Source organism: Enterococcus camelliae (genome assembly GCF_042685105.1).
GTDB lineage: Bacteria > Bacillota > Bacilli > Lactobacillales > Enterococcaceae > Enterococcus_G > Enterococcus_G camelliae.
Map to the genome: position 1 here is coordinate 70,496 of NZ_JBHUMO010000043.1, position 6,125 is coordinate 76,620.

Annotated in this window: 9 protein-coding genes; all 9 read right to left on the reverse strand. The window is 39.8% G+C overall.

Annotated features, from left to right (window positions below; translation table 11 throughout):
• Positions 1–2: 2 nt before the first annotated feature.
• Complete coding sequence (gene rfbC, locus ACFSR0_RS06835) at positions 3–584, reverse strand: dTDP-4-dehydrorhamnose 3,5-epimerase (protein ID WP_379981204.1); 582 nt, start codon at positions 582–584, stop codon at positions 3–5.
• On the reverse strand, positions 572–1,456 hold the full coding sequence (gene rfbA, locus ACFSR0_RS06840; protein WP_379981206.1) for a glucose-1-phosphate thymidylyltransferase RfbA: 885 nt from the start codon (positions 1,454–1,456) through the stop codon (positions 572–574). Before rfbA ends, rfbC begins: the two co-directional genes overlap by 13 nt.
• A gap of 73 nt (positions 1,457–1,529) precedes the next feature.
• The gene (locus tag ACFSR0_RS06845; RefSeq protein WP_379981208.1) at positions 1,530–2,237 is read right to left on the reverse strand and encodes a glycosyltransferase; all 708 of its coding nucleotides are present in this window, start codon (positions 2,235–2,237) and stop codon (positions 1,530–1,532) included.
• Positions 2,234–3,076: a glycosyltransferase gene (locus ACFSR0_RS06850; protein ID WP_379981210.1), complete on the reverse strand. Its 843-nt coding sequence runs from the start codon at positions 3,074–3,076 to the stop codon at positions 2,234–2,236. Before ACFSR0_RS06850 ends, ACFSR0_RS06845 begins: the two co-directional genes overlap by 4 nt.
• Positions 3,073–3,855: a glycosyltransferase family 2 protein gene (locus ACFSR0_RS06855; protein WP_379981212.1), complete on the reverse strand. Its 783-nt coding sequence runs from the start codon at positions 3,853–3,855 to the stop codon at positions 3,073–3,075. Before ACFSR0_RS06855 ends, ACFSR0_RS06850 begins: the two co-directional genes overlap by 4 nt.
• Before the next feature lie 179 nt (positions 3,856–4,034).
• The gene (locus ACFSR0_RS06860) at positions 4,035–4,265 is read right to left on the reverse strand and encodes a hypothetical protein (protein ID WP_007208111.1); all 231 of its coding nucleotides are present in this window, start codon (positions 4,263–4,265) and stop codon (positions 4,035–4,037) included.
• Positions 4,266–4,398: 133 nt separating this feature from the next.
• Complete coding sequence (locus tag ACFSR0_RS06865) at positions 4,399–5,007, reverse strand: C39 family peptidase (RefSeq protein ID WP_379981214.1); 609 nt, start codon at positions 5,005–5,007, stop codon at positions 4,399–4,401.
• A gap of 45 nt (positions 5,008–5,052) precedes the next feature.
• Positions 5,053–5,403, reverse strand: a complete 351-nt coding sequence (locus ACFSR0_RS06870) for a hypothetical protein (RefSeq protein ID WP_379981216.1) — start codon at positions 5,401–5,403, stop codon at positions 5,053–5,055.
• 14 nt (positions 5,404–5,417) lie between these two features.
• The coding region (locus ACFSR0_RS06875; protein WP_379981218.1) for a GBS Bsp-like repeat-containing protein at positions 5,418–6,125 on the reverse strand (708 nt) is incomplete at its 5' end.

Here is a 6,125-nt window from a genome sequence, read left to right on the forward strand (position 1 = left end):
CCTTAGATTTCTCCATAAACAAATGGATTTTCTGCTTCAAACTCTTTCAAGGTTGGGTGATGTTTGTCTTTTTCAGATAAAATAGCTTTGGACTGGTCAATTGGCCACGTAATTGCTAATTCAGGGTCATCAAAGGCAATGCCTCCATCTGCCTCTGCGTTGTAGTAGTTGTCACATTTGTATAAAAAGTGAACATTATCTGTCAAGGTCACAAAGCCATGTGCATATCCTTTGGGTACTAGCAATTGACGGTGATTAGAGGCTGATAAGATATAGCCTTCCCATTCTCCGTAAGTTGGACTGCCTTTACGAATATCCACAATCACATCAAGAACTGCGCCTGTTACCACACGAATTAATTTGGTTTGCGCTGCTTGTCCTTTTTGAAAATGTAAGCCACGAAGGACTCCCGGTTCCGTTGAAAGGGAATGATTGTCTTGAATGAAGTTAAAGTCGATGCCGGCTTCTTTAAAGTCTTTATCTGAATAGCTTTCAGTAAAGAACCCGCGATGATCGCCAAAAACGGCCGGTTCAATAATTTTGACATCTGTTAATTTTGTGGCTGTAACTTTTAATTTTCCCATGAGTCTCCTCCATGTACCAGTCGTAATAAATATTGACCGTATTGATTTTTCTTAAGCGGTTGGGCAAGTTTTGCCAATTGTTCCCGATCAATGTAGCCCATGCGGTAAGCAATTTCTTCTAAACAAGCCACTTTCAAATTTTGTCTTTTTTCAATGGTTTCAATAAAAGTTGAAGCTTCCAGGAGTGATTCGTGCGTTCCGGTATCTAACCAAGCAAAGCCACGCCCCATGACCTCAACTGATAAGTCACCACGTTCTAAATAGGCTTTGTTCACATCCGTAATTTCTAATTCACCACGATCGGATGGTTTGATGTTTTTGGCAATTTCCACGACATCATGATCATAGAAATACAGGCCAGTAACTGCAAAATTTGATTTTGGTTTTGCTGGCTTTTCTTCAATTGATAAGGCATGCATTTCTTCATCAAATTCAACTACACCAAAACGTTCTGGATCATTCACATGATAACCGAACACGGTTGCGCCTTTTTCCTTCTGTGCTGCTCGTTGCAACATTTTTGATAAGCCGCCGCCATAGAAAATATTATCTCCTAAAACTAAACAGACGCTATCATCGCCAATGAATTCTTCACCTAAGATAAACGCTTGTGCTAATCCATCTGGGCTAGGTTGTACCTTGTATTCGATATGAATACCTAAGTCGTGTCCATTGCCAAATAATTCTTCAAAGCGTGGTGTATCATCCGGTGTTGAAATAATTAAGATTTCTTTAATTCCAGCCAACATTAAAATTGACATTGGGTAATAAATCATTGGTTTGTCATAAATAGGCATCAACTGTTTTGAAGTGGCACGGGTTAATGGGTACAAACGTGTTCCCGATCCCCCTGCTAAAATAATTCCTTTCATACATAAGCTCCTTTATTTTTTGGCATCTCACTTGCTATTTTACCGATAATTGTCACGAAAAAAAACCCTTTTTTTATTTTTTCCTCGATTTTCGACCGACATATGCCCAAAACAAATGCCAACGCCAACGAAACTTTTGGGTAAAAGAAGCCGTTGTGGCAATTTCACTGACATTATTTGCGTGCCGGCGATAATACGTAAGTGGTTCCTTTAAAAGATACACGTTTTTGTCCGCAAGCATCCCAAGCCACATATCATGCATTGGAATGTTTGGCGGAAACGGCAAAGCTTTGTCTCGAAGTTGTGAGGTGATGGCCATCCCTGCACCGATAAATCCATTTTTTATTAACGTTTGCCATTTACCAACTTTTACTTGTCGCAAGGCAAAATAGGAAGGATGAATGATCGTTCCTTGATCATCCACAATGGCTAAATCAGCCAGGACAATTTGGACGTCTGGGTGACTGTCAAATGCTGCAAGCATGCTTTTGACACGATTTGGTAGCCAATAATCATCTTGATCGGCCAAGAAAAGAATGTCCCCTCGTGCTTTGCTTAGGACAAACGCGACATTGGCAATTACCCCTTTTTGGGGCCCGTCGAACAAATGAATTCGTGCATCCTGTGCTTCAAATTGCTGCAGTAACGTTCTTGTACCATCGCTTGACCCATCGTCCGAAATTAAGACTTCATCTTCAGGTTGTAACTGCTGGAGGATACTGGTCAATTGTTGATCTAGAAAGCGCTTGCCATTGTAAGTCGTCATACAAACTGAAATCATTTCCTCTTCCTCCGCAAATTTTGATAACTTTTCCATGTGGCACGCCAAATCGAACGATTGCCAACGGATAAAAACTGTTTAATTGTTCGCCGCTGCAATTGCTGCAAATGACGTTGCTTCTTTTCTATCTCCACTTCTGTATAATAGCGTGTCTCGGCTGCTAAAATCGATTGATAACGTTCCATGGTCATGGTTTGATAATGAAGAACGGAAAGGTCATGTTCTAAACAAATAGGGAGTACCTCTATCTCTTTGTGATGAACATGCACTTGATAAAACAACCAATGATCCAAAAAATCTAACGGAAATTCTAACGAAAAACCACCTATTTTTTTTAAAAAACTGACTCGCCAAACACTCGCTGAATTGATTGCCATTACCCGACGATTGGTTACCCCAATTGGAGGGCAATGCCAATTGCGATCAATGTAGGTATCGGCTAATAACGGAGAAATTTGTTTTTGGTTGGCAAACATTTGCGGAACCCGACAAACAACTTCGTCTAAAGGTTGTTTATCTGCGAGAATAGCCGCCAGATAATCCTCTGTAAGCGTGGTATCTTGATCAAGTAAAACCAACCACTCATGATGATGCTTGCTGGCTTCTGCCAGTGCCAGGTTATACGCTGGCGCTAGTCCTGGATTTTCAGGATACTGTTGATAAGTAATGTTGGCTTCGCCGACTATTGGGACGTCCTTTATTTCAGGGCTATTGTCAATAATTAGTAAATGATTTTCTGGATGTTCTTGCAAAAAGGTACTCAGTAGTTTGTTACTGGCCACAGCTGGCCATGTTTGGCGATACAAAACGAGAACAAATTGTAAACTGGGTTTGCTCAATAGAATTTCCACCCCCATTTTCTAAAAAATTGCGCCATTGAACGCAGAAAAACCAAAAATAACTTGCCACTGCGATGGGCTCCCTTGCCATAAAGATGGGTAACAGTAGCGAACGGTGTATAGACGATTTTGTACCCAGCTTGCTCAAATCGCAAACACAAGTCATTGTCTTCAAAATACATGAAGAATTGCTCATCAAATCCGTTAATCTCTTGAAATGCCGCTAAGTTTATCGCCATAAAACAACCAGATCCCATGCGGATAAGTGAATAGCTGTGATCAGATAGATTGCGACACTCATAATCTGCCAAACGCTGATCAAATCTTTTTTTGATAAATTGAAACGGAATAAATCGTAAGGCGTAATCAAAAACAGTCAACTTGTGGCGGACTAAAAATTGCGTCGTGCCATCTTCATTTAGCACTTTCGGTGAAACAACAGCCGTTTTACGAGAAAGCGGATTGTTATAAACAAGATTGGCTAGCTCATCTAATGTCTGCCTATCAACTAAAATGTCCGGGTTACAAATCATAGCAGTTGCCCCTTTTGCGTTTCGCAACACTTGATTATGTCCATAGCCAAAGCCCCGATTTTCGGATGATTGGACGACTTTGACGAAAGAATAGGTTTTTATTCGTTCAACATAGTCTTGTTCAGATGCATTATCAAAAATAACCACTTGATAAGCAGCATCTGGTAAAAAGGAAGCAAATTGATCCAGCGTGCGAAAGATATCTTTGCTGTTATGTGTCACAATTGATATGATTATTGGTTCCATGGGGTCAATCCTTATCTTTAATTTGTCTTCTACATTCTGGTATTATACCATATTGCCCCTCTGTTCTTTTTAAAAAACGGGAAAAGAAGAAAAATTTGCAAAAACATAAGAAAAGAGTAGCGGGTCATTCTCCTAAAGATCACTTTCGCGAGAATGGGGCTACTCTTCTTCCTAGTTGTCTAACTAAAGAAATAATGCTCAGTTAACGATTTTTTGATATCAAAAATCTCTGCTTCAACAAGCGGGGTTTCAGACGCAATGGGCTTGTCAACAAGTTCGCAGTGCTCCACTTCAAAATAAATTTTGTCCGCTGTCACCTTTTGAACTTTTCCTCTGATTGCACGGTGAAATCCTTTTGGCTTCACTTCATAACGCTCACCTATTTGAATCTCTTGAATATCTTTTACCATCTAAGCATCCCTCTTTTTTTGTTTTGTCTTCTTATTAGTTTTAACATGTATTGAATAAATAGACAAGTCAATTTTGTAAAAAAAACAACATTTTCTTCTTTAAACCCCAAATAGAAGAAAATGTTGTTGGAAATTATGAACGAACCACAACCGCAAATTTTCGTTCGTCGTAAATGGCTTGGAATTTCGTTAATGGAAGCCAATAGGTGCCACTTATTGGATCTGACACATGAACTTGTTGGGTGGTTCGATCAAAACCATCGAGCGTAACAGCATGGTTGTTGTTGGCCGCTCTACCGAATGACCATTCGGCCCATCGTAATGGTTCAAAATCAATGGAGACCCAAGCAATCACGGGATTTCCTTTACCGACTTGGTCTAATAACTCATTTACGGAACAGCCTGAAATATCGCTCACTTCCCCATATGTTTGTCCCCACTTTGCTAATGGCCCCGGATAAATAGCCGTGTAGGTCCAATCGTTTTCTTCAAAAGGGCTCCCAACAAATCCCGTCTCCGGGCTTCCATTTGTTGTTTGGGGTATTTCTCTTAGAAAGGAGACTAAATCCATATTGGTTAGCTTTCCTTTAAATTGCAAAGCCTGTAGTAAAGATGCCCCTTCACAGCCAGTTGGTGCACCAAGCGCGTATTGATCGTAGTTTGTAACATTTAATACTCTAACGTTAGGAAAATCTTCATTTCTCCCGCTTTTATCCTCTTCTCTTTCAACTTGATTGTCCATTGATGCACCTTCTTTATTCCTATTTTTTCATTTGTTTGAATATAATTATTTATTTATTTTACTCTTTATATAAGCGACAACGTCTTCATTCGCTTCCTGTGCTTCCTGTTGATATTTTTCAAGCATTTTATCAGTCAACCCACTCGAGTTAACACCTGCTTGATAAAGATCCCTCCTTAGTTTTGCCACATCGGAAGAAGGATTTGTCTTGCGACTATCATCAATATCGGAACTATCAACGGTCTTTCCATCAACTGTCACTAAACTGCTCGAAGTTTCTGCACTACTAATTGATTTCTCAGTCGAACTGCTTTGGGTCTTTCCTTTTGAGTCACTTTGGCAAGCTGAAATGAACAATACCGTAAAACATAAAAGAATCAGTTTTATTTTCTTCATAAGAATTCCCCCTTCTACTTGACTGCGAAATAAGGTCGCCCAGCCGTCCAATCAATTCGATCTTTTGACGGACTATTCCACAAAGAATTCGTTGAAGCATACCCACTATAGAATTGCTTACCATAAGGATCATAGACCAATGTTTTGCCATTTGCATAAGTATGAGCCACAATCGCATGTCCAATACCAACATCCACAAACATGACGACTGCATAGCCTTTTGAGAGGTAATCATTCAATTCATTTAGACTTCGTATCATCATAATTGTTCTACCGTATGAATTCATCCCTCTTACGAAATCAATACCTGAAGCCCCAAAATATTGTTGATTGTAGCCACCATAACTGTATAATCGATTTGCTGTATCGATTGGTGTAACATTTAAGCCAAATTGACCTTTTAAAATCATCGCCATGCTGGTCGGAACACAACCTGCAGCTCCTAAATTTGCCATACCGTAATTTTTCGTTTTCCATCGCCAATCCAACTGAGAATAATAAAAAGGTGGATGGGCTAGTCGATTTTTCACTTCATCCATTGATAAGGAATAGCTAGTAGCTCCTAAAAATTGATTTTTCCCATTGTTTGTCACATACACGTGCGTATAGAATTCTCCGCTGTTTTTAAAATTGGCTGAGTCCACCGTTACTGACCAGCTGCCGTCACCATTTTTGGTACCTTTTAGCCAACGGATGTCATCTTGCCCATTGGTTTTGCTCCA

What these genes read in the sequence shown, in the direction of transcription:
- rfbC (WP_379981204.1), bottom strand. Translation starts at nt 584, where the DNA reads ATGGGAAAATTAAAAGTTACAGCCACAAAATTAACAGATGTCAAAATT.
- rfbA (WP_379981206.1), bottom strand. Translation starts at nt 1,456, where the DNA reads ATGAAAGGAATTATTTTAGCAGGGGGATCGGGAACACGTTTGTACCCA.
- ACFSR0_RS06845 (WP_379981208.1), bottom strand. Translation starts at nt 2,237, where the DNA reads ATGATTTCAGTTTGTATGACGACTTACAATGGCAAGCGCTTTCTAGAT.
- ACFSR0_RS06855 (WP_379981212.1), bottom strand. Translation starts at nt 3,855, where the DNA reads ATGGAACCAATAATCATATCAATTGTGACACATAACAGCAAAGATATC.
- ACFSR0_RS06860 (WP_007208111.1), bottom strand. Translation starts at nt 4,265, where the DNA reads ATGGTAAAAGATATTCAAGAGATTCAAATAGGTGAGCGTTATGAAGTG.
- ACFSR0_RS06865 (WP_379981214.1), bottom strand. Translation starts at nt 5,007, where the DNA reads ATGGACAATCAAGTTGAAAGAGAAGAGGATAAAAGCGGGAGAAATGAA.
- ACFSR0_RS06870 (WP_379981216.1), bottom strand. Translation starts at nt 5,403, where the DNA reads ATGAAGAAAATAAAACTGATTCTTTTATGTTTTACGGTATTGTTCATT.